Origin of the sequence: Helicobacter sp. TUL (assembly GCF_002287135.1) — a bacterium.
Lineage (GTDB): Bacteria > Campylobacterota > Campylobacteria > Campylobacterales > Helicobacteraceae > Helicobacter_F.
The window spans coordinates 1-22,615 of the sequence record NZ_NESU01000004.1 but is presented as its reverse complement, the minus strand read 5'-3'; the positions used below and the strand labels follow the sequence as shown (position 1 = coordinate 22,615).

At 39.1% G+C, this 22,615-nt stretch carries 23 protein-coding genes; 12 read left to right on the top strand and 11 right to left on the bottom strand.

What is annotated here, in order from left to right; translation table 11 throughout:
• Window position 1: 1 nt before the first annotated feature.
• The 3 genes from B9T66_RS02835 to lolA form a co-directional block, all read right to left on the bottom strand.
• Window positions 2–535: a CiaD-like domain-containing protein gene (locus B9T66_RS02835; protein WP_095627490.1), complete on the bottom strand. Its 534-nt coding sequence runs from the start codon at window positions 533–535 to the stop codon at window positions 2–4.
• Entirely contained in the window at window positions 526–777 is a 252-nt protein-coding gene (locus B9T66_RS02830; RefSeq protein WP_095627489.1) for a tetratricopeptide repeat protein, read from the bottom strand. Before B9T66_RS02830 ends, B9T66_RS02835 begins: the two co-directional genes overlap by 10 nt.
• Window positions 778–880: 103 nt before the next feature.
• The gene (gene lolA, locus B9T66_RS02825) at window positions 881–1,438 is read right to left on the bottom strand and encodes a LolA-like outer membrane lipoprotein chaperone (protein WP_180763318.1); all 558 of its coding nucleotides are present in this window, start codon (window positions 1,436–1,438) and stop codon (window positions 881–883) included.
• 120 nt (window positions 1,439–1,558) lie between these two features.
• Here lolA and B9T66_RS02820 point away from each other — a divergent pair, with 120 nt between their 5' ends.
• From B9T66_RS02820 to B9T66_RS02810, 3 genes are read left to right on the top strand one after another with little or no spacing between them, the layout of a single operon-like run.
• The gene (locus B9T66_RS02820; RefSeq protein ID WP_095627487.1) at window positions 1,559–2,980 is read left to right on the top strand and encodes an acetyl-CoA carboxylase subunit A; all 1,422 of its coding nucleotides are present in this window, start codon (window positions 1,559–1,561) and stop codon (window positions 2,978–2,980) included.
• A 1-nt stretch (window position 2,981) separates the two neighbouring features.
• On the top strand, window positions 2,982–4,403 hold the full coding sequence (locus tag B9T66_RS02815; protein WP_095627486.1) for an NAD(P)H-hydrate dehydratase: 1,422 nt from the start codon (window positions 2,982–2,984) through the stop codon (window positions 4,401–4,403).
• Complete coding sequence (locus tag B9T66_RS02810; RefSeq protein ID WP_095627485.1) at window positions 4,396–5,178, top strand: thiazole synthase; 783 nt, start codon at window positions 4,396–4,398, stop codon at window positions 5,176–5,178. Before B9T66_RS02815 ends, B9T66_RS02810 begins: the two co-directional genes overlap by 8 nt.
• Before the next feature lie 35 nt (window positions 5,179–5,213).
• Here the strand turns inward: B9T66_RS02810 and B9T66_RS02805 are convergent, their stop codons facing one another.
• From B9T66_RS02805 to B9T66_RS02775, 7 genes are all read right to left on the bottom strand, one after another.
• Window positions 5,214–6,350 carry a glycosyltransferase gene (locus tag B9T66_RS02805; protein WP_095627484.1) on the bottom strand — a complete coding sequence of 379 codons (1,137 nt, stop codon included), beginning with the start codon at window positions 6,348–6,350 and terminating at the stop codon, window positions 5,214–5,216.
• Between the two features lie 146 nt (window positions 6,351–6,496).
• Window positions 6,497–7,840, bottom strand: coding sequence for a butyryl-CoA:acetate CoA-transferase (locus tag B9T66_RS02800; protein ID WP_095627483.1), 1,344 nt, complete (start codon window positions 7,838–7,840; stop codon window positions 6,497–6,499).
• A 45-nt stretch (window positions 7,841–7,885) separates the two neighbouring features.
• On the bottom strand, window positions 7,886–9,340 hold the full coding sequence (gene prpD / locus B9T66_RS02795) for a 2-methylcitrate dehydratase (protein WP_095627482.1): 1,455 nt from the start codon (window positions 9,338–9,340) through the stop codon (window positions 7,886–7,888).
• An 80-nt stretch (window positions 9,341–9,420) separates the two neighbouring features.
• Window positions 9,421–10,566 (bottom strand): bifunctional 2-methylcitrate synthase/citrate synthase, encoded by a 1,146-nt coding sequence (prpC, locus tag B9T66_RS02790; protein WP_095627481.1) that lies wholly within the window; start codon window positions 10,564–10,566, stop codon window positions 9,421–9,423.
• 20 nt (window positions 10,567–10,586) lie between these two features.
• A complete protein-coding gene (gene prpB / locus B9T66_RS02785; protein ID WP_095627480.1) occupies window positions 10,587–11,453 on the bottom strand; it encodes a methylisocitrate lyase in 867 nt (288 codons plus the stop codon).
• A gap of 258 nt (window positions 11,454–11,711) precedes the next feature.
• Window positions 11,712–12,209, bottom strand: a complete 498-nt coding sequence (locus B9T66_RS02780) for a DinB family protein (RefSeq protein WP_095627479.1) — start codon at window positions 12,207–12,209, stop codon at window positions 11,712–11,714.
• Window positions 12,210–12,329: 120 nt separating this feature from the next.
• Window positions 12,330–13,067 (bottom strand): sulfite exporter TauE/SafE family protein, encoded by a 738-nt coding sequence (locus B9T66_RS02775; RefSeq protein ID WP_095627478.1) that lies wholly within the window; start codon window positions 13,065–13,067, stop codon window positions 12,330–12,332.
• Between the two features lie 166 nt (window positions 13,068–13,233).
• On the opposite strand from B9T66_RS02775, the gene rpmE reads away from it, so the two are divergent.
• From rpmE to B9T66_RS02730, 9 genes are read left to right on the top strand one after another with little or no spacing between them, the layout of a single operon-like run.
• The gene (gene rpmE / locus B9T66_RS02770) at window positions 13,234–13,437 is read left to right on the top strand and encodes a 50S ribosomal protein L31 (RefSeq protein ID WP_095627477.1); all 204 of its coding nucleotides are present in this window, start codon (window positions 13,234–13,236) and stop codon (window positions 13,435–13,437) included.
• A gap of 9 nt (window positions 13,438–13,446) precedes the next feature.
• The gene (gene rsmI, locus B9T66_RS02765) at window positions 13,447–14,337 is read left to right on the top strand and encodes a 16S rRNA (cytidine(1402)-2'-O)-methyltransferase (RefSeq protein ID WP_095627476.1); all 891 of its coding nucleotides are present in this window, start codon (window positions 13,447–13,449) and stop codon (window positions 14,335–14,337) included.
• A gap of 9 nt (window positions 14,338–14,346) precedes the next feature.
• Window positions 14,347–15,135 (top strand): TrmH family RNA methyltransferase, encoded by a 789-nt coding sequence (locus B9T66_RS02760; RefSeq protein WP_143429085.1) that lies wholly within the window; start codon window positions 14,347–14,349, stop codon window positions 15,133–15,135.
• Window positions 15,136–15,137: 2 nt separating this feature from the next.
• Window positions 15,138–16,274, top strand: coding sequence for a hypothetical protein (locus B9T66_RS02755; RefSeq protein ID WP_095627475.1), 1,137 nt, complete (start codon window positions 15,138–15,140; stop codon window positions 16,272–16,274).
• A 14-nt stretch (window positions 16,275–16,288) separates the two neighbouring features.
• Entirely contained in the window at window positions 16,289–17,092 is an 804-nt protein-coding gene (locus tag B9T66_RS02750; protein WP_095627474.1) for a hypothetical protein, read from the top strand.
• Window positions 17,093–17,111: 19 nt separating this feature from the next.
• Window positions 17,112–18,335, top strand: a complete 1,224-nt coding sequence (locus B9T66_RS02745; protein ID WP_095627473.1) for an LL-diaminopimelate aminotransferase — start codon at window positions 17,112–17,114, stop codon at window positions 18,333–18,335.
• Window positions 18,336–18,345: 10 nt separating this feature from the next.
• Window positions 18,346–19,626, top strand: coding sequence for a homoserine dehydrogenase (locus tag B9T66_RS02740; protein WP_095627472.1), 1,281 nt, complete (start codon window positions 18,346–18,348; stop codon window positions 19,624–19,626).
• Between the two features lie 5 nt (window positions 19,627–19,631).
• A complete protein-coding gene (locus tag B9T66_RS02735; RefSeq protein WP_095627471.1) occupies window positions 19,632–19,970 on the top strand; it encodes a YraN family protein in 339 nt (112 codons plus the stop codon).
• A 2-nt stretch (window positions 19,971–19,972) separates the two neighbouring features.
• Window positions 19,973–20,479: a 4Fe-4S binding protein gene (locus B9T66_RS02730; RefSeq protein WP_095627470.1), complete on the top strand. Its 507-nt coding sequence runs from the start codon at window positions 19,973–19,975 to the stop codon at window positions 20,477–20,479.
• Between the two features lie 73 nt (window positions 20,480–20,552).
• Here B9T66_RS02730 and B9T66_RS02725 read toward each other — a convergent pair whose 3' ends face one another.
• Entirely contained in the window at window positions 20,553–22,532 is a 1,980-nt protein-coding gene (locus tag B9T66_RS02725) for a methyl-accepting chemotaxis protein (protein ID WP_095627469.1), read from the bottom strand.
• Window positions 22,533–22,615 lie beyond the last annotated feature (83 nt).

Here is a 22,615-nt window from a genome sequence, read left to right as displayed (position 1 = left end):
TCTATAATCCTTTTTTACTGGTATCCTCAAGATTTTCTAGGCGTTTGGCAATAACACTTAATTGGTATTGTAAAAAATTGAGCACCATTGTGAGTTTTTGTGGATCTTGTTGTGGCATACTCAAACCCTCAAAAAGCACCAATAAGCGATCTTGCAAGAGTTTTAGAAATGTTTTTTCATCATTGAGGGCTTGTTTGTTGTGAGATTCATTAATTACAGAAATCATAGAGGGTTTTAAGCGTGTCTTGGGGTTAGTATGTGTTGTTTGGATTTGGTTTGTTGTGTGATTTGTGGATGTAGGTGGTGTGTTTGTGGCTACTTTGTCTTGTGTAAAAGGTCCTTGAAGCATTGTATTAAGGGTTTTTAGATCCATAGGTTCTGTATTAGTATCTATAGATTCAGGTGTGAGCTGCGTTGTTTGTGTGTGTGAATCTTGTGTTGTGGCTTTGTGTGTTGGAGAATGCGCTGGTGTATCTAAAGTGTTATCACTCTCAAGTGTGTTAATTGTCTCTAAGATAATATCTTTTAGTTCCATTGGAGTAACCATTCTTGAAATTTTTTATTTTGTGCGGGATTTGCAAGTTGTGCAAAAACCTCTAGCCATTGAGGATTAGCAAGTGTGCTCGTGGAGTTTGTGCTTAGGCGTATGACACCCAAACGCGCTTCTTGATTATCTGGCTGAAGTTCTAGGATATCTTGATAGATTTTGAGCGCATCTTCTTTTAAGCCTTGATTTTCATAAATCGTTGCTAGGGTAATGGTTTTTATGCTACTCATATCTGTCCTTAGTTAGAAAAGCTTGTGTATTCAAAGCGCGGATTATATCATTTTGTTATGGATTCTAACATGAAAATACAGCAAAAATTTTTCAAATTTTGCTTTATTTTGGTGTGATGATATCTACGCCTTGTGGTGGGTTAAAGACAAAAAGTGAATCTACAAGTTTTGGGTTTATTTTATGGTGGCTAAACACAATGCGCGTGGTTTGCTGGAGTGAATCTTCATAGCTAATTTCAAGTGGCATTCCTTTAGAATCAAGGACTATCGCATATAGCGTATCATCGATTGTGGTGGTGTATTTGCCTGTAGGCTTACCATTAGAATCTAGCTCCGGAGTAGCTTTGTCTAAAATCTCAAATATATCACTTTGTGTTGTAAGTTCACTGATATGCACCTGCTTTAGTGGTGGTTCATAAACGCTAATTTTCCCTTCATTGACATATACTTCTTTTTGCATAGGGGGTTCATAAATCCACTTTGCTTTATTTGGTGCTTTGGCTTGTAGCGTGCCAAAATAACTCGCCTCTGCACCATCTTGGGTGATGATGATTTGTTCAAAATCAGCCTCAAGGCTTTTGAGGTTTTTTTGAATCTGCGCACCAAAAAGTGGCGCAATAAGACACATAACAAAAACATACATTGTGCAATACTTTTTCATAATCGTCGTTCCTTTTTGTTGATTGCGATACAAAAGTTCTCGCATTATACAGAAATTAAAGCAAAACACAACCAAACTAAGATACAATGTTTGCTTAAAGCAAATATCAAGGATAAAGCAATGTTAAGTAAGATTCTCATCGCAAATCGTGGCGAAATAGCTGTGCGAATTATTCGTGCTTGTAGGGATTTACACATACAAAGTGTGGCTATTTATTCTCGTGCTGATAGAGATTCTATGCATGTAAAAATGGCTGATGAATCTTATGAGATTAGTGATGATCCATTGCGTGGGTATCTTGATGCGGATCTTATCGTGGAAGCAGCGCTCAAGATGGGTGCGGATGCGATCCACCCAGGGTATGGATTTTTGAGTGAAAATGCTGCGTTTGCGCGTAAAGTGCAAGAAGCAAAGCTTATTTGGATTGGTCCAAATGCTGATGTGATTACCAAAATGGGCGATAAAAATCAAGCGCGATCAATCATGCAACAAAATGGCATTCCTATCGTGCCTGGCACAGAACCGCTCAATCACCTTAGTATGGAAAAAATCGCAAAAATCGCACAAAAAATCGGTTATCCTGTGATTTTAAAAGCAAGTGCTGGTGGTGGTGGGCGAGGCATACGCGTTGTTACCCAAGAGCAAGATTTGGAAGAAAACTTTAATGCATGCAAGCGTGAGGCTATGGCATTTTTTAAAAATGATGATGTATTTATGGAAAAATACATTAGCAACCCACGCCACATAGAGTTTCAAATCCTAGCTGATAATTATGGCAATGTCATTCATCTTATGGAGCGTGATTGCTCAATCCAAAGACGCCATCAAAAACTTATCGAAATTGCTCCTAGCCCTCTTATTAGTGAAGATTTGCGACGCAGAATGGGTGCTACTGCTGTAGCAGCTGCTAAGGCTGTGCATTATACAAATGCCGGAACAGTGGAGTTTTTGCTTGATGATTATAATAGATTCTATTTTATGGAGATGAATACGCGTATCCAAGTTGAGCATGGGATCACAGAGGAGATTACAGGACTAGATCTCATAGGGCGACAGATTCGGATTGCTAGTGGAGAGATTTTGGATCTTACACAAAATGACATTCATACGCAGGGTTATGCGATTGAAGCGCGTATCAATGCTGAAGATGTGAATAATGACTTTGTCCCAAATCCTGGCAAGGTTACGACATATTATCCTGCACTTGGTCCTTTTGTGCGCGTGGATAGCTGTATTTATAAGGATTATGTGATACCACCTTTTTATGATTCTATGGTGGCAAAACTTATCGTGCGCGCTTCAAGTTACGATCTTGCTGTCAATAAATTAGATAGGGCATTGCAAGAATTTACCATTAGAGGCGTAAAGACGACAATCCCATTTTTGCGCAATATCTGTAAAGACAAAGATTTTAGGCGCGGAGACTTTGATACATCATTTTTAGAAACCAAGATAGATTCACTTATTTCTGAAGATAGCAAAAATACAGATGATATGGTAGTAGCCATAGCTGCAGCTATTGCGAGTAGGTGCGGAGAATAAAATGCAAAATGTTTATCAAGATGTCAAATCTTTAGATAAGCGCATATGCGATCGTTTTGAGCTCACGCCACAGATTCTAGTAGAAAATGCTGCCAATGCGCTTGTAACGCTTATCAAACAAAAGACACATAGTAAAAGCGTTGTAACGATTATCTGTGGGAGTGGAGATAATGGTGCCGATGGTTATGCACTTGCACGAAAACTTACTGGTAGCTATCGTGTGAGAATCTACCAAGCCTTAGAGCCTAAAAGTCCTTTGTGTGTGGAGATGTGCCAAAAAGCACGATTATTTGAAGATATACGATTTATCACTAAACTCACACCTTGTGATGTTGTGGTGGATTGCCTTTTTGGTAGTGGATTTAGAGGCAAAATGAGTGAAGAATTTGAGCAAATCTTAAAACTTGCTAACTCTATCGCACCGCTACGAATTGCGTGCGATATACCAAGTGGGCTTAGCTTGGATTCTGAAGAAGATACCACGATTTTTCGTGCTCACCACACGATGTGTATGGGTGCGATCAAATATGCGCTATTGCTTGATATTGCAAAGGATTTTGTGGGGGAGATTCATATCGCTGAACTTGGTGTTTCGCGTCAAAATTATGAGATTGCTTCGCCTATTAGACTTTTAGAATCTCATGATCTCATATTGCCTACACGCACAAGTCAAAATGCGCACAAAGGAGATTTTGGGCATTTGTGTGTGTATGCTGGGAGCAAAAGTGGCGCAGCGATTCTTGCCGCACAAAGTGCCTTGCATTTTGGTGCTGGACTTGTAAGCGTGATAGGTGATAAACTCACATTGCCGTATGAGCTTATGGCAAGTAAAGCGATACCACAAAATACTACTGCATTTGCGTTTGGTATGGGGTTAGGAGAGATTGCACCAAAAATCTTGAGTGAAAATACCCAACGCACAGAGCCTTGCGTGATTGATGCTGATGCTTTGTATTGCTCGGAGCTTAAGGAGCTTTTGGAATACAGAAGTTTGCTTGAAAGCACCCAAAGGCAAATCGTGCTTACGCCACACCCTAAGGAATTTGTCGCACTTCTTGAGGTTTGTGGGTTTGGTAGTGTGAGACTAAATGCTACCAATCGTTTGGAATATGTTTTGCAATTTACTCAAAGATATCCTGAAGTTACGCTTTTACTCAAAGGTGCAAATACGCTCATTGCGCATAAGGAAAGAGTGTATATTAACCCACTTGGGAGCGTGGCTCTTGCTAAGGGTGGTAGTGGCGATGTGCTTGCTGGTATGATAGGTGCGCTTTTGGCACAGGGGCATAGTGGTATAGAATCTGCAATCCACGCCTCTCTCGCACACGCATTGGCAAGTCATCTTGAAACTAGCACATATGCACTCACACCCCAAAAACTCATACAAAATCTTGCAAAATTAGAAAGGAAATATTATGAATGATGTTTTGACAATTGGGAATAAGGAATTCCACTCACGCCTTATCGTAGGAAGCGGAAAGTATAAGGATTTTCAGACTACTAGGGAAGCTACTTTGGCATCAGGTGCGGAGATGATCACCGTGGCAGTGCGACGCGTCAATATTCTTAACAAAGATGAGGAAAATTTATTAGATTATTTTAAGGATACCAATATAAGTTTTTTACCAAATTCCGCAGGGTGTGTCAATGCCAAAGAAGCAATCACACTTTTTAGGCTTGTGCGTGAGGCTTGTGGGATTGAGTTTATAAAGCTAGAAATTATCGGTGATACACAAAAAACGCTCTATCCTGATGTGATAGAGACACTAAAAGCGTGTGAGATTCTCGCAAAAGAAGGGTTTGTAGTGTTGGCTTATACCAATGATGATCCCATAGTGGCTAAGCAATTAGAATCTGCTGGGGCAAGTGCGGTTATGCCACTTGCTGCACCTATTGGTAGCGGACTTGGAATCCAAAATAGATATAATATTATGTTTATCAAAGATACTCTTAAAGTGCCTGTGATTGTCGATGCGGGGATAGGTTGCGCTTCTGATGCGAGTGTTGCTATGGAGTTGGGAGCTGATGGTGTGCTCACAAATACAGCTATAGCCACCGCTCAAAATCCCATTCTTATGGCAGAAGCAATGAGAGATGCTATAAAAGCCGGACGCAAAAGCTTTTTAGCCGGACGCATGGAGAAAAAGCCTTATGCAAGTGCCTCATCACCCACAAGTGGCATGCCAAAGCTTCTCTAGGGGGTTGTGGCAACACTAATTTGGATTCTTAGCTATTAAACACTGTGAATGGATTTATCATTTATGTTTTGGTCCATAAGGCGTATATAGAGATCTTTTAGCGAAGAGATCATTTTTTCTTTAGTAAAGTGTTCTTGGAAGCGTTGTATAGCATTTTTGGAGTAAAAGTCATGATTTTTTGAGATTTCTAAAACTGCTTGTGCTAAGGCTTTTGGATCTTTTGGCGGAACAACTATACCACTATAGCCATTTTGATTGACCCAATCTACTCCTGATCCCTCGATTGAACAAGATACTACCGGAACACCATGACTCATTGCTTCTATCTGGACAAGCCCAAAGGCTTCGTTTTTTGTAATTGATGAAAGGATAAAAATACCACTCTTAGCATATAACTCAGGGAGATCTTTATCAGCTATAAAACCTAAAAAACTTATTCTATGGTTAAGATTTAAGTCAGATACAAGAGCCTTGAGACTAGATTCTAATTCTCCTTTTCCCCCAATACACAAACAATAGTCTTGCGGTAGATATTGCATCATTTTAATAGCATATTCAAAGCCTTTGTAACCAACAAGACGTCCTAATGCAAAAAGGAGTTTTGGATTGCGAATAGGAGAGCTTTGAATGGATTGTGGACTTTGAATCCCAGATGGTATAGCGACACATTTATCTTGATAGGCTTTGAGAAATGGTGATTGTTTTATATACTTTGGACTTGTACCGATTATTGCATTTGCACGCTTAAGTAACCAGGATTGCAGTGGTTTGTAAAGCTGTAGAAGATATTTTTGTTTAATGATGTCTGAATGCCAATGTAAAATAACTATTTTATCGTGCAAATTTGCACATAAAAGTGCAAGATTTGCCATAGGATCTGGCAAATGTAAATGAATGATATCATAAGCTTTGCCAACATTTTTTAGAAAATAAATCATTTGTGGTGTAATAGAGGTATTAGCCACTTTACCATAACTTTTAGTGCGATAAATTCTAGCCTTAGAATCTAAGATATCAAGCTGAAAGGACTTGATTGAATTTGAACACAATACATCGCAAGTTAAGCCACTAGCATTAATGCCATTACAAATGTCTTGCATAGTAGTCTCTATACCTCCAACTACTGGAGGATAAAACTTACCTACTTGTAGAATTTTTGGAACATTTTTCATATTACCCAACCGATAAAATTTTAAGGTATTATAGGCATTGTGGGCTTAGATTTTACTAAGAATATGTCTTTTGTGTATGATTTGGTGATTGTTGGCTAGGGGGTGAGCCCTAGCGCTAGTTATATGCTTATGCGCGTATTGTAGGATTAGACAATCTTATTGCTTTGTCGCCAAATTTTCATTTTTTGGGCTTGTGCGATGAGTTCCTCCCGAAAATCTGGGTGTGCCACCGATATGATTGCTTCGCATTTGTGCCAAGTTGATAACCCTTTGAGATTGACTTTGCCATATTCTGTCACGAGATAATGCACATTTGCGCGTGTGGCAGTAACAATGCTTCCAGATTCTAGGGTTGGTAAGATACGTGATTTGAGTGTTCCGTCTTTTGCGACAAATGTTGAGGTGCAGCAAATAAAGCTCTTGCCATTTTTGGCTAGATATGCACCTAGCACGAAATCAAGTTGTCCACCAGCCCCACTAATGTGTCTAGTGCCAGAAGATTCTGAATTTATTTGCCCAAATAAATCCACATCTACAGCATTGTTGATAGAGACAAAGTTATCTAGCGCTGAAATAGTGCGTATGTCATTGGTATAATCTACTGGCGCACTCATACACTCGGGATTGTCATCTAAGAAATCATAGAGTTTTTGGCTTCCCATAGCAAATGAGTATGTCTGTCTCCCTCTATCAATAGTTTTTTTGCTACCATTGATTTTACCTGCCAAGCTCATCTCAACAAATGCATCCGCATACATTTCAGTATGCACGCCCAAATTTTTGAGATCAGACTTAGCGATATAAGATCCCACAATATTTGGCATACCACCAATGCCTAATTGTATGCAGCTTCCATCGCGAATCTCTTCTACAATGAGCTTTGCTATTATGTTATCTGCGTCCGTTGTTTTGGCTGGTGGGAGCGCTATAGGTTGTGGATTTGAGCCCTCTACGATTATATCGACTTGAGAAATATGCACATCCGCGCCCATTCCACCTAGACATCGTGGTAGGTTTGTATTCACTTCGACAATAACAATATCTGCCATTTCTACGCAAGCTTGCATATGAGAGGCTGAAGGTCCAAAGTTAAAATACCCATGCTTATCCATAGGCGCAACTTGCATAATCACGACATTTGGGCGTGGCGCATTATCACGATAGTAGCGTGGCAACTCCGAATAACGCATAGGCACATAAAATCCAAGCCCTTGATCGATGAGTTTGCGCCCTATACCGCTTGCATGCCAAGTATACCAAGAAACATGAGGTGTTGGATTCTCGACTCGAAAGACTTGTGGGACTTGCAAGAGTATGCCACCACGCAATTTTACATCTTGCAAATCTTTGATACGCTCACTTAGGGCTTGATCACAAGCTACAGGAGTAGTGATCGCCCAACCATAATCCACCCAATCTCCAGATTTTATAACACTAACCGCTTGTTGTGCGGTTTTGAGTTTTTGCCGATATATTTCTCGAAAATCCATATAACCTCCTCCTGATTATGTTTGGAATCTATATCCTAGCTTTTATTAAAGCGCAAAGAGATCGCTAAATTCGTTGAATGGCATAGATTCTAATGTCGCTTGATTGGCGCAAACTTCCTTGATTTTGGCACATTTTTTAGGACTAAGTTTGCGTGCGATATTGCGCTCAAATTTTGCCACAAGGACTGGAATCCCCTCATCTCTGCGTCGTTTGTGACCGATAGGATATTCTACTTCTACTTTTTGGCTTTGGCTACCATCTTTGTAGAAAATTTGCACAGCATTGGCAATAGAGCGTTTATCAGATTCAAGATATTCTTTTGTGTAGCGATCATCAACTTCTACTACCATTTTATCACGCAAGGCATCGATGCGTGGATCGCTTGCCACACTATCTTCATAATCATTAGCAGTTAAGCGTCCAAAAATGAGTGGCACAGCTACCATGTATTGGATACAATGATCTCTATCTGCAGGGTTTGCAAGAGGTCCTACTTTGTTAATGATTCTATGTCCAGATTCTTGTGTAGTAATGACAATTTTTTCTACAGAATCTAACTTGTCTTTGACTTCATCGTGAAGTTTTAGTGCGCATTCTACAGCAGTTTGTGCGTGGAATTCGGCTGGGAAACTGATTTTAAAGAGCACATTTTCCATTACATAGCTACCAAATTCTTGTGGAATAGTAAGCTTTTGTCCTCTCATTTTGACATCTTCAAATCCCCAAAATTTTGCACTTAATGCGCTTGGGTAGCCCATTTCACCACTTAAGGCTTTGAGTGCTAGATTCACGCCTCGGCTACTTGCATCTCCTGCTGCCCAACTTTTGCGACTTCCTGTATTTGGTGCATGGCGGTAAGTTCGTAATGCACCACCATCAATAAATGCGTGACTTACAGCATTTCTTATTTCCTCAAAATTTCCTCCAAGCATAGCACAAGCTACAGCAGTAGAGGCAATGCGCACGAGCAATACATGATCTAATCCCACTTTATTAAAGCAATTATCAAGTGCCAAAACCCCTTGAATCTCATGAGCTTTGATCATCGCACTAAGCGCGTCTTTTACCGTGAGTGGTGCTTTGCCTTGAGCGATATTTTTGCGACTCATATAGTCGGCTACCGCCCAAATCGCACCTAAATTATCGCTTGGGTGTCCCCATTCTGCTGCAAGCCAAGTATCATTAAAATCTAACCATCTAACCATAGCACCCACATTAAATGCTGCTCTTTCTGGTTCTAGTTGGTAGCTAGTGCCTGGAATCTTTGCTCCCAATGGGCGGAATTCCGCACCTTCAACTACTGGTCCCAAAAGCTTTGTGCAAGCTGGAAATTCTAATGCCAAAAGTCCGCACCCAATAGTGTCCATAAGACAATAGCGTGCAGTTTCATACGCAAGTTTAGAATCTATTTTAAACTCTAGTGCGTATTTTGCAATTTTTGTCAATAACTCATCAAACTCTGGTCGTTTTGTATCTAAAATACCCATATCAGCACTCATCGTGTTCTCCTTAGAAAGTAAATGTTTATGTGATTTGCGAGTTATCTTTGGGAGATAACTCACTTGTTTTGCGCTAAATTTTAGCGATCCTCAATTTTTACATACGCTCTATTTTCTGGTCCTGTGTATTCAGAGCTAGGGCGTATGAGTTTGTTATCCGCGCGTTGTTCATATACATGCGCAAGCCAACCACTTGTGCGACTCATAATAAATATCGGTGTGAAGTATGAGGTTGGAATCCCCATAAAGTGATAAGCACTCGCGCTATAAAAGTCAAGATTTGGGAAAAGTTTTTTCTCGTCCCACATAATCTTTTCTATCGCCTCGCTAATAGGATAGAGAAGTTTGGTATCACCTACATCATCACCAAGCTTTTTGCTCCATTCTTTGATGACAACATTTCTAGGATCGGCTTTGACATATACGCGATGTCCAAATCCCATAATTTTTGCTTTGTTAGCAAGTTTTTCATAGATTCCTTTTGTCGCTTCTTCCACGCTTTTAAACTCTTCTAAAAGTTCCATAGCGGCTTCATTTGCTCCACCATGTAGCGGTCCTCGTAGAGCGCCAATTGCCGCAGTGATAGCCGAATACACATCTGAAAGTGTCGCACTTACTACACGCGCTGTAAAAGTAGATGCATTAAACTCGTGCTCCGCATAGAGAATAAGGCTTACATGCATAGCTTTTACCCAAAGCTCCTTTGGCTCTTTGTTGTGTAGTTTTTCTAGGAAATATCCCCCGATAGAATCTTGTTTAGATTCTGTGTTTAATTCTGTCCCGCTTTTGTGCCAATGATGCCAAAAAAGTAAGATTGAAGGAAAAATTCCAAGTAAGCGAATCCCAATTTTTAGCTGATCAGGGAAACTCATTTTAGCCACACTGAGATTTTCTTGCTCCAAACATCCCAAAACAGAGCAACCCGTTCTCATCACATCCATTGGGTGTGCGTCTTTTGGTAAAAGCTTGAGGGCTTCACGCATTTCTTTTGGTAACGCTCTTGCCTTGATGAGTTCTGCTTTAAAATCCACCAACTCTGCTTTTGTAGGCAATGTCCCTTTAAGAAGAAGGTATGCCACCTCTTCAAACTCTGCATATTTTGCCAAGTCATAAATGTCATAACCGCGGTAATTTAATCCATGTCCTGTTCCAACGGTGCAAATTGCTGATTTTCCAGCAATAACTCCAGCGAGTCCGCCAACTTTTCCTTTTGCTGCTTCTCCCATAATATCTCCTTTAGGTAAGATTACTTTTTAAATAAAGCATCAAGTTTTTGCTCATAAGCATGGTAGCCAAGCATTTCATAAAGCTCATCACGCGTTTGCATTTTTTCAATACTCGCTTTTTGTGATCCATTTTTGAGAATGTCATTAAAGACTTCTAGTGCGGCTTTATTCATTGCTCTAGCTGCAGAGAGTGGATATAACACCATAGAGATTCCGACATTTTTAAGTTCATCGGTTGTGAAATATGGTGTTTTTCCAAATTCTGTGATATTTGCCAACACAGGGACTTTGATGACATCTGTAAATTGTTTATACTCTTCAAGAGTGTGGATTGCTTCAGCAAAAATCATATCCGCCCCTGCTTCCACATAGGCTAAAGCCCTTTCAATTGCTGCTTGTTGTCCCTCACTCGCGTGTGCATCGGTGCGCGCCATCACGACAAATTCAGAATCTATCTTGCCATCAATCGCTGCTTTTATCCTATCGCACATTTCATCTTTGCTTACAAGTTCTTTGTTTGGGCGATGTCCGCAACGCTTTTGGGCAACTTGATCTTCTATATGACAACCAGCTGCGCCACTTCTTGTCAAATCTTTAATTGTTCTTGCAATATTAAATGCACCACCCCAACCTGTATCTGCATCGACAAGCAATGGTAAATCGCTCACAGCAGTGATTCTTCTCACATCAATACAGACATCTTCTAATGAACTAATGCCAAGATCAGGCACACCCAAACTCATAGCAGCCAACGCACCACCACTAAGGTATAGGGCTTTGGCACCACTTTTTTGTGCTTGAATTGCCGAATATGCATTAATCACGCCCAGAATCTGTAGGGGATGATTGTTTTTGACTGCTTCTCTAAATTTTTTTCCAGCACTCATGTAACTTTCTCCTTTGCTTCCCAATTTAAGATTACTTCAAATCGTAACCTGCTTTTATTGTAAGCAAAAAGTTTTAAATTAGGCTAGTGACTATCTTCAATTTTTTACAAAAATGTAGGATTTTTTTTGAATCTAATGTGTGAAAAAAGGAGTTTTTCCCTTAAGGTAGGGAAATATATCATGTTACATTAAGAAACACAAAGAAAGAAATACAAAGAAAATTTCAAGGGCATATGCGACTTTTTGTGAAGAGTCGCATTACATACCTAACATACCGGCAAAATCATTTGGCACATTCATAATGTCTAATATCGCAGCAATTTGTCCTCTGTGGTGTGTGCCGTGATTAAGGATACTCAAAAAATACTGCGCTATGGATTTTTTAAAGCTTATACCAGGAAATGAGAGTTCTCGCACAGCACTAAAATCTGCGATTGAATCTACAAGATCAATGATAAGTCTATCTGCTTGTCTGCGTAGAGTGATAAGGGATTCAAAACTTTTGTTTTGCAAGCCACTAGCAAGAGCATCTTGCAAAGGTTTGGTATCTAATGGATTTGGTGCATAAGAATTGATGATACCTAATAAAATCGCTATATCAGCTTCCAAGATATGAATAAAAGTGCCTATGATTGAGGTGTAATACACGCCGACATCTTTTTGGAGGTCGCTAGGGCTTAGTGTTTCTAAAACTTTTAGCATGTTATCATTTGCAAATTGATTGTAACGTGCTTGTAGTGTGAGTATTTCTCGCATATTATTCTCCTTGTCGTGGGTTAATAAAAGTCGGTATTCTAGTATGAGATTCTAAATGCATGTTAGGGGCTTAGTATAAATTGTGCTGTAGGGATTTAGGGGAATGTTTGGTGGTAGAGGTTAAAGCAATGCGATATTGCTAAAGATTCCCCAGCCACCATAACCCACCATACACAACCCAGCCAAAGTATTAAAAATTGCAGGTTTTATGATACGCATAAGACTTGATGCAAAGAGTGCAAATGGATACATAACAAAAGCAGTTGCAAGTCCAAAAATTCCCATTATCATAGCTCCACCAAAAGCATTGCCACTTGCTATGGCGCTAATGAGAAAAAAATACACAATGCCACAAGGCAGGATTCCATTTAACATACCTAGTAAAAAAAATGATAATGTGGAGCGTGATGCAAGCAAATAAGTAAAAAGCCTAAAAATTACAAAGCTATGTTTTTTAGCGGATTGTGTGTGTGTGGAATCTTTGGTAGAATCTTGTGGGGTGGGATTGGCAGGAAAGATAGAAAATTCAAAGATTCTCAAAAATTTTGGAAATAGCAAATATGCAAACCCAAAGATAAGCAAGAGCGCACCTACGCATATGCCTACAATGGCTTTGGTATGCATATTTTGTGTAAAGATTGCACCAAAACTTCCAAAGATTGCTCCCAAAAGCATATACATACACACACGCCCACAGACATATAAAAAATGTAAAAAAGCATTATGTGCTAGAGCGTGGGGGTTGTGAATCTTGGCGCGTGTATAGGCGATAACTAATCCTCCACACATACCTACGCAATGCCCTAGTGATGAAATAAACGCGATACTAAAAATACTCAATACATCAAAATATTGCAAATGCCTTACCTTAATTTCAAAGTGATTTTTATAGCCTTGCTAGAATCTAGAGTGATTGTAACTTGTGTATGGTTATCGTTTTCTTAATGATAATTTAAAAGTTTTTTAATAATTTTTTGCTACAATCCCAAGTTTTTAAAACTACATTTCTTAAAGAGGTTTGGAGATGAAAAAAGGTATTCACCCAGAATATGTTCCATGCAAGGTAACTTGTGTTACAAGTGGCAAAGAAATTGAAGTATTAAGCACTAAACCACAGCTTCGCGTTGATATTTCAAGTTTTTGTCATCCATTTTATACAGGAAGTGACAAAATCGCTGATGCGACAGGTAGAGTAGAGAAGTTCCGCCAAAAGTATAATCTCAAATAATTCTGTGTTGTGCTTACGATCCTCCCAGCCCCTATTGGTAATCTTTTAGACATTAGCCTTAGGAGTTTACAGGCTCTAGCACAAGCTCAAGTTGTGTTGTGTGAAGATACACGCATAACAAAAAAACTCTATACGCTACTTTTGGAGCGATCGCTTTTTGGTGATTTACTAGATTCAGTAGCACTCTCTCATAAACGTTTTATTTCACTACATTCTCATAACGAAGAACACATATTAGAGACTTTTGATCGGGAATTTTTTAGTCAAAATGTCGTATATTTGAGTGATGCGGGTATGCCCACTATCAGTGATCCGGGTGCGAAACTTGTGCAATGGTGTATCACTCATGACATAGCATATGATGTCTTGCCCGGTGCAAGTGCCCTTAATGTGTGTTTTGCCTCTAGTGGTATAGAATCTCAAGGCTTTTTCTTCGGTGGTTTTTTGCCACACAAGCAATCCCAAAGACAGCAAATCCTCCGACATTATGCCATGCTTGGTGTGCCTTGTATTTGGTATGAAAGCCCACATAGAATCCTCCAAAGCCTAAAAGACATAGAGATTGTATTGCCAAATGCTTATTTGTGCGTATGCAAGGAGCTTAGCAAGATTCACCAAGCAAGATTTTTTGGTAATGCTACAGAGATTTTGCGACAATTAGAGAGGACAAAGATTCTTGGAGAATGGGTGCTATGCCTTGTAGATGAAAGCAAGGAAGAACCAAGTTTGCGTTTAAGCGAGGTAGAAGCACTCGATATAGCGCCAAAAGCAAAGGCTAAGATTCTTGCGCATTTGACACAAAGAAATGTCAAGGAGTGTTACCAAGAGCTTTTAGAATCTCATACGATGAAACCCCACAGAGAATCTAGCCATACCACAGACACTTCGCTTTTACCATAAGGAATAGTTGTGATTGTTTTTGGGAAGCAGCCTGTAAGCTATGTGCTAGCACATCACAAGGAAAAGATTCAAGAAATCTATGTTGCCAAAGATTTACCAAAAGATCAATTCGCGCGCCTTAAACAAATGCATAAACCCATAAAGATTTTAGATTTTAAAAAAGCCCAAGCCCTCGCACACGGACGCAATCATCAAGGCGTGTTATTGCAGGTTATGTATGAACCTAGCAAAGACATACGCCCTATGCTTGAGCTTGATACACTAGTGATATTGTGTGGATTAAGTGATGTGGGCAATATCGGTGCAATTGTGCGTAGCGCTTATGCGTTGGGGGCTGCAGGTGTGGTGTTGTGCGATGTAAATTTGCAAAAAAATGCGCTAGAAGGCATTATGCGATCTAGTGCAGGAGCACTTTTGGATATGCCATTTTGCGTCATTCCGCGTGCGCTTGATTGTATCAATGAGCTAAAAATGGCGGATTTTAGGCTTTTTGGTGCTGATATGGCAGGGGAGAGTATCCATAGTTTTATACAAGCAAACATATCCCCTTCATCTGTGCCACAATCCTTATCCCAAACATCGCTAAATTCGCAAAAACAAGGTATAATAACTCCTTTGAAATCACAATACAAAAAATGGGCGTTGTTTATGGGAAGCGAGGGAGAGGGGCTTAGTGCCAAAGTTTCTAAAAAATTAGATACAATACTTAGCATTCCTATGGCACACACTTTTGATTCGTTAAATGTAGCACACGCGTGTGCTATTTTGTTACATAGATTATTATCGCTTAAGGGTTAGTAATGAAAGACAAAACATTAGATGAGCAACTTGAATATCTCAAGGGAATTGGGATTAAGGAAATCAATAAAACAACAAGACTTGCTACAAATAAAATTGATGATATTTTACAAAAGCGTTTTGACAAGATAGAAGATGTGCGTGTCAAGGGCTTTGTGAGTATGTTGGAGCGTGAATACGGACTTGATTTGTCCGATTGGCTCAAAGAGTATGCCCTCTATCACAATAAAATTTCTCAACCAGAGCCACAGCCAGAAGTAACTCCTAAGGCAAGTTCTGTTGTAGATATTGATATCAAACAAAAGTCTCAAGCACCCAAAGCTCCTAAGGAAGTTTCGACAATGATTAAAGATTTGAAACTTCCCAAAAAAGATTTACAAGAAGCAACAAACACTAAACAGCCTACTAGCGAACAAAAAAACAATGTAGCAAATGTAGTGTTTTTTGTGTTTTTGGGTGCTATTGTGGTGGGTTGTGTGTTGTATTTGGGATACAAGATGTTTATGAAGCCAGCACCCATTGTCAAAAAGGCGGATATGCCAAAACCACAGACTTCAGAAATTGTTATCTTAGAGGATACACAAGCTAGTGATACTGCATCTGACAATGAGGTAACTAATGATGAAGCATCTAGTAATGAGATGACAAGAAATCAGGATTTGCAATCTCAATCTCTTGTAGATTCTCCAGATTCACAAGGCACTGCAAATGCCCAAGCTAGTAATACAAGCGATTATGATGGAATCTACATAGATTTTAATGCCTTACCACAAAATCCTCAAACTTCTATACAAGAGACACCGCTTCCAGAGCAACTTCCACAGCGAGCAATTGTAGATAGAGCTTTGCCTCAACCTATTCCAAAACTTACTATTATGCCAAATAGTGCATTATGGGTGGGTGTAGTGGATCTTACCAATGACAAATCCACACAACTTAATCTTAATAATACTTATGATATTGATCTTGATAGGCGCTATATTTTTGTGTTTGGACATAGTGATTTTGAGAGTTTGGTAGATAATCAAACATTCCAGCACAGGACACAAAATTTTGTGCGTTTTTATTATGATGGCACATCTCTTAAAGAAATAAACTATGCCACATATAGACGGCTTCACCCTCAGGATAATTGGTAATGCAAGGTTAGTAGATGAAAAAATATTTTGTGTTTGTTTTGTGTTTGCAATTACTTTGGGGCGATGTGCTTGATGAAAAAATAAAAAATCTCATCGGCGAGAAAAACTACCAAGTAAATGCAAATTTTATCCAAAATATTTTTCGCGACAAAAGTCTTTTTTATACTAATGGCGGCATTAATATGAAAAATGTCGTCCAAGCACTTAAAAATAATGGTTTGCTTATTCTTAAATTTTCAAGTCCTCTTGAGGTGCAACTTAACTTTGTTGCACGCACGAGTCCTATATTGCTAACACGCACGATAAATGACATACTCTCTAGTATGGGATATGCGTTTTTTAATGTCCAAAAGGCAGATTATAACAATGGTATTACCTCGCTTAGCTTTGTGTTTGTAACCGAACACACGCCCGATCTTAGTATTATTATGAGTGAGTTAGAAAAGCGCGGAATACGCTGCATTGACATCAAACATCAGAATGCACAAAATTGGGAATATCTCTTAGAGATTGATAATCCACAGATTCCAAATGCACGACTTTTGCTTACCAATCAACCCCTTGCCTTGCGCGATGTGTCTGGTCAATATTGGCTTAGCCTCCAAACACAAGGCAAGATTAAAATCTCTGCACAATCTAAATGGTATCCTCGTATCGTGCTTTATGATAGAAATTTGCGAATTTTAGATTCGATTTTGAGCCAAGATTCTAAAACAAGCGTGAGCGTCAAAGTCCCACAAGGTGTAAGCTTTGTGATGATTACTGATGGGAATAATCCTATGAATCTTAGAAGTGGCATTAATGTGGAGTATGATTAGGTTAAATAAGGAGTGAAGAATGTTTGATGAGATCGAATTTGAAAAAATAAAGCGTTTGCCAAAGTATGTGTTTGCCGCGATAAATGAAATCAAGCTACAAATGCGACAAAATGGCGAAGATGTGATTGATTTTTCTATGGGTAACCCAGATGGTGCGACTCCGCAACATATTGTTGATAAACTTTGTGAAGCTGCCAACAAACCAAAAAATCACGGCTATTCTGTAAGCAAGGGAATTTATAAACTTCGTTTGGCGATTTGCAATTGGTATAAACGCACGTATAATGTAGATTTAGATCCCGAACTTGAAGCGTGTGTAACAATGGGAAGCAAAGAGGGTTATGCACATCTTATCCAAGCCATAACAAATCCCGGTGATAGCGCGGTAGTGCCTGAACCAGCGTATCCTATTCATTCTTATGCCTTTATTCTTAATGGTGCTAATGTGCATAATTTTCCTATCAAGTGGAATGAAAATATGGAGCTTGATGAGGAGGAATTTTTTGCTTCTTTGACACAAACACTTTGCGAAAATGTGCCAAAACCAAAATTTGTTGTGGTAAATTTTCCACACAATCCGACTACAACTATTGTGTATAAACGCTTTTATGAGCGTCTTGTGGCACTTGCTAAAAAAGAGAGATTCTATATTATTTCGGATATTGCGTATGCTGAATTATGTTTTGGGGATTATAAAACACCAAGCATTTTGGAGATTGAGGGCGCTAAAGATGTCGCTGTAGAGACTTATACGCTAAGTAAAACCTATAATATGGCAGGGTGGCGTGTAGGGTTTGTTGTGGGCAATCCTAAGATTGTGCAGGCTTTGCAAAAAATCAAAAGTTGGCTTGATTATGGAATCTACACACCTATGCAAATAGCCGCTACAATTGCGCTAGATGGCGATCAAAGTTGTATTGAAGAGATAAAAGAAAAGTATCAAACGCGTATGGAAGTTTTGATACAATCTTTTAAAGATGCGGGGTGGGAGATTCAAAAACCAAAGGCGAGTATGTTTATTTGGGCAAAGATTCCCTCAGTGGTAGAGCATTTGGGCAGTATGGAGTTTTGTAAGCAATTGTTGCAGGAAGCAAAAATTGCATTAAGTCCGGGTGTTGGATTCGGACATCATGGTGAAGGATATGTGCGTATCGCGCTTATTGAAAATCAAAAGCGTATTCGCCAAGCTGCGCGTAATCTCAAGGTATTTTTGAAGCGTTTTGAAGATACAAAGCAAAAATAAGTAGGATTGTATGCGAAGCTTAAATATAGGTATCATTGGTGTTGGTGTAGTAGGAAGTGCAGTTGTTAAGATTCTAGAGCAAAACAAAGCCCTTATTAGTGCGCGTGCCGGTGCAGAATTTTGTCTGAAAAAAGGCGTGGTGCGAGATATTGCCAAGGCTAAAAAAAGGCTTGGTGATTATGTGATACCTCTTAGCACGGATATAAATGATGTGCTAGAAGATGAAAGCATTGATGTTGTCTTAGAGTTAATGGGTGGTGTGCATGACGCCTATGAAGTTGCCAAAAAGACACTTCAAAAAGGCAAGGCACTTATCACCGCCAATAAGGCTATGTTAGCGTATCATCGCTTTGAGCTAGAGCAAATTGCAGGAGATATTCCTATAGGTTTTGAAGCGAGTGTGGGTGGTGGGATTCCTATCATTCGCACATTAAAAGATGGGTTAGGATCAAATCATATTTTGGCGCTGAATGCGATTTTAAATGGCACAAGTAATTATATTTTGACACAAATGTTTGAGCATAACAAAAGCTTTGCAAATGCGCTTAAAGAAGCACAAGATTTAGGGTATGCCGAGGCTGATCCTACGCTAGATATTAATGGCTATGACGCTGGCGCAAAGCTACTTATTCTTGCTTCTTTGGCATATGGTATTAATGCAGTGCCTGAAGATATTTTGATTGAAGGTATTGAGGGTATCACTACCGATGATATGGAATTTGCCAAAGAGTTTGGCTATGTGATTAAGCTCTTAGGTATTGCCAAACGACAAGATGATACACTTGAATTGCGTGTGCACCCTACGCTTATTAATCGAGATTGTATGATTGGCAAGGTAAGTGGTGTGATGAATGGCATTAGTGTGTTGGGAGATTGTGTTGGGGAAAGTATGTATTATGGTGCTGGAGCTGGTGGTGAGGCTACGGCAAGTTCTGTAATTTCAGATCTTATTGAAATTGCGCGTGATACACATTCTAGTATGCTTGGATTTTCAGAATCTATCCAAACCTCGCTTAGCTTAAAAGCCCCAAAAGACATTCTTTCTAAATATTATATTCGCCTTTATACACAAGATAAGCCTGGGGTGCTAAGCCAAATAGCACAGATTCTAGGGGATAATCATATTTCTATCAAGGCATTTTTACAAAAAGAACATCAAGATAAGGGAGTAGCAAAACTTTTGTTTTCTACACACACAAGTAAAGAATCAGACATAAACAACGCCCTAGCCGCCTTTACATCTCTCTCAAGTGTGCTTAGTGAGCCTTATAAAATCCGCATACAAGACTAAATGTTATGAGCAGAGCTAAGGGATTACAGGCTGAAAGTGAGGCTTGTGCATATCTTGAGGGCTTAGGATTTGAAATTATTGAGCGTAATTTTTTTGCCCGTTATGGTGAGATTGATATTATTGCCAAGCGTGCAAACCTCTTGCATTTTATAGAAGTTAAGAGTGGCATAGGGTTTGAGCCTGTGTTTAATATCACTCCTGCCAAGATTGCCAAGGTGCAAAAGGCGGTGCGTATATATCTTGCCAAATATCCCTCAAGATTGCCTTATTGTATTGATGCGCTTATTGTGCGTTATGGGGAGCAGATAGAATTTGAACTCTTAGAAAATATTACACAAGGTTAGATATGCAAAAGCGTGGTGGAATTTTTGGTGTATTTAGTGCGACTTTTGGGAGAAAAGCAGATTTTATCCCTTTGCCTTATGTGAAAAACCTCCACGCATTACACAAGTGTGCGCAATGTGAGGGAAAATGTGCCACAAGCTGCCCAGAACATATTATTATTAAGAATGCCAATAGCACCCCATATCTTAATTTTATGATCGCTGGTTGCGTATTTTGTGAGCAATGCGCTCACGCATGTCAAGAATTATGGGGCGATGAGGCACCTTTGGAAATAGTGCATACACAACAACCTTCTGCTATTGCAGCTAAGGTTTCTATTGATCCTCTTACATGTTTGGCGTGGCAAAAGACTCTGTGTATGAGTTGCAAAGATGCCTGTGGAGAAAATGCAGTTATATTTAGCGGGGGATTGTATCCTGAAATAGATTTAGGGCGATGCAGTGCTTGTGGGTTATGCTATGCAAGATGTCCAAGTTTTAGCATTACCATAAAAGGCACACTTACATAAATCTTATCTTGTAGTGGCTAGATTCTTATATTATATATGTATTAATCCCCATTACTTAGGGGATTAGTGTGTCTTAAAATTTCTTTTTCTTCACATCATCAAGAATCTCTGTGGCAATGACATTGACTTCTTGTGTGATGTCGTTTGTTGTATGCGCGATCTCAACATTTTGTTGTGTTTGAGTTTCTAGTTGTGAGATAGATATATTAATTTGGTGTAAGCCCTCAGTTTGCTCAAGAATAGATTCTGCGACCTCATTAGAAGACTGCACCAAAACATTTACATTAGCCTCGATTTCGCCTAGAGATTTTGTTGTTTTTTCTGCTAGTTTTCTTACTTCATCAGCAACAACGGCAAATCCTCTTCCATGTTCTCCTGCTCTTGCGGCTTCAATAGCAGCATTAAGTGCCAAGAGGTTTGTTTGATCAGCAATGTCTTTAATCACGCCTACGATATTTTTAATATCCTCTGCTTGTTTTGTTGTTTCTGTGGTTTTGTCATTGACACTTTGCATTGATGAGCTTATTTCTTCTACGGCAGCGGCAGATTGTTCGAGCGCACTTGCTTGAGATTGAGAGCCTTCTAGTAATTTATGCATAGAATCTTGAAGATTCTGGGCTTTATCACTGAGGATTTTTGCGTGGTCTGCAGAGACTTGGAGCATATTAACAATGACTTGAGCAAGAGTATTGACATTGTTTTGCAAACCAATAGGATTAGAGATTCTGTGAGAGAAATCATTGGCTTCAAATTTACCAAAGATCTTTTTAATCTCATCGAGATCCGAACCCAACAGATTGCGCAGTGTTTTTATCATTTCATTTAGCGAATTACGCAAACGATTTGTTTGTGGATTGTTGCTTTGGAGAGTGATAGTTTTCGTGAATTTGCCAATTTTGACATCTTCGACTATGCTTAGGGCTTCATTGACAAGCTCTCTGTCTTTTGTAATAGAATCACGAATATTTTGTATTTCGTAATTAATGGCTTGTGCCATTTTGCCAAATTCATCATTAGATTTGATCGTGATTGGCGTGATAGAATCACTTGTATGATTAAGAAAGGCAAAAAACGCCTTTAATCCATCTGAAATATGTGTAAGAGGCTTTAAGAAATATTGCACAATAAAGCCCAAAATCGCGATGATTACGATCATAAAGACAAATGAAAAAAGCACTTGATGTATGATAAGTGTGCCTAAAATTTCCCCATAATCATCAGTAGAATTTGCCGTGCATATGAGCCACCCTCCATTGCTACTGCGCGTGCATAATCCTATGCGTTCATCGCCATGTAGGTTATATTTCATGAGATCAGTTGGCTCTCCTTTGAATTTTTCTGCTAATGCAGAATATCGCTCAATGACGTCTTTTAGCTCCGGATCATCAGACATTATTAGTTCAGGGTTGGAGTGTGAAATAATATGATTGTTTTTGTCTGTGAGAAAAAATGTTGTGCTAGGTGTAGTTTTGAGTTTATTCATACTTTCTTGAAGCTCATCTAGGAATATATTACCCCCTATTACTGCTACAAGTTTATTATTGACAAATACAGGTGCATATGCAGTTGTGATAAGTTTGCCAGTTGTGATGTCGTGATAGGGCGTAGAAAGTCCAGATTTACCACTTGCCTTAGCTTCTTTAAACCAAGCTCTTGTGCGCGAGTCAAAGTTATCCTTGGCAGGTGTAAGAATCCAAGGTTGATTGTTGGAGATATCATCAGTTTTGATAAGTAGTCCATCTGCCTCATATCCGATAAATAGCGCATCAATTTGTGTGTAAGTAAATGCATCTTTTAGCATAGCTCGGAGATGTTCTACAGAAAGATCACTGCTTTTTTCTATTTCTTTGGCAAAAATCTCTACACCTTTAATTTTGGTAGTAAAAAATTCATGGACAAAACTTTCGGCGTTTCGTATGGTTTCTTGTTTGCCAGCAGTAATGCTTGTGAGAATGTCTTGTTTAGAAGTATTGTAGTTTATGGTGATAAAGATTCCAAAACCCAAAATAATGAATACAAGGATAGAACAGATGATCTTTTTGCTAATGCTCATAAAAACCCCCTTGAGTGTTGATAGAGTAATGTCTTAATAATAATCATGTTATAAAATAAAGTCAATAAATTTCTTGTATTTAT